General features: G+C 67.1%; 1 protein-coding gene. It reads right to left on the reverse strand.

Annotated features, from left to right (window positions below; all coding sequences use genetic code 11):
* A partial coding sequence (locus AB0I12_RS42445; RefSeq protein WP_359942167.1) for an IS481 family transposase occupies positions 1 to 991 on the reverse strand: 991 nt, incomplete at its 3' end.
* Positions 992 to 1107: the final 116 nt, after the last annotated feature.

A 1107-nucleotide genomic window follows, 5' to 3' on the forward strand; every position in this document is an offset into this window, starting at 1 on the left:
TGTGATGTCCAGGGACGTTGGTTAGTCGGGTGATGGGTGGCTGGCCGCCGATTGCGCTGTGGGGTCGGTGATGATTGTAGAAGTGGAGCCAGCCGGGCAGGGCCGCGTTGCGTTGGTCGGTTGATTGGTAGAAGCGGGCGTAGGCCCAGCCGTCGGCCAGGGTGCGGTGGAAGCGTTCGATTTTGCCGTTGGTTTGGGGACGGTAGGGCCTGGTCTTCTTGGGTGTGATGGCGAGTTCGGTGCAGGCGTCGCGCCAGGCGTGGGATTTGTAGGCCGAGCCGTTGTCGGACAGGACGCGTTCGACGGTGATGGCGTGGTCGGCGAACCAGGCCACGGCGCGTTGGAGGACGTCGATGGCGGTGGTGGCTTTCTCGTCGGTGTGGATTTCGGCGTAGGCCAGGCGGGAGTGGTCGTCGATCACGGTGTGCACGAACGCGGTGCCGATGTTCGGGTGGCCTTTGGCGGTGCGTCCGGTCCGCAGCGCGGTGACGGCCTTGTTCTTGTCGCCTTGCTGTTTGCCCAGGTAGCGCCAGCCGCCGCCGTCGGGGATGTTGCCGAACTTGGTCACGTCGACATGGATCAGCGCGCCGGGGTGGGGGTGTTCGTAGCGGCGCAGCGGTTCGCCGGTGACGCGGTCGATGCGGGACAGCCGGTTGATCCGGCAGCGGACCAGTACGGCGTGCACGGTCGAGGCCGCGAGTCCGAGCCGGCCGGCGATCTGGACCGGGCCGAGCCGGTGCCGCCACCGCAGCCGCACGATCCGCCGTACCAACTGTGGTGGTGTCTTGGTGGGGCTGCGATGCGGCCGGGAGCTGCGGTCGGCCATCCCCGCCGGGCCCTCGGCCCGGTACCGCTCGGCCCACTTGCGGGCGGTCTTGGCCGAGACCATGAACATCGCTGCGGCCGCAGCATACGTCCAGCCCTGATCAACAATCAGACGCGCCAGCCGCAGCCGGGTGCGTGGAGTCAAAGTCGCGTTAACGTGGGACACGAAGGCCTCCGGTCAGGTGAAGCGGTGAACTAGACAGCTCCACTTCACAACCGGAGGCCTTCACCTGTCAGCCCGACTCACCGCCGAAACGCGGGACAACCTCCCTGGACATCACA

The organism is Kribbella sp. NPDC050459, from assembly GCF_040655315.1.
Classification (GTDB): Bacteria; Actinomycetota; Actinomycetes; order Propionibacteriales; family Kribbellaceae; genus Kribbella.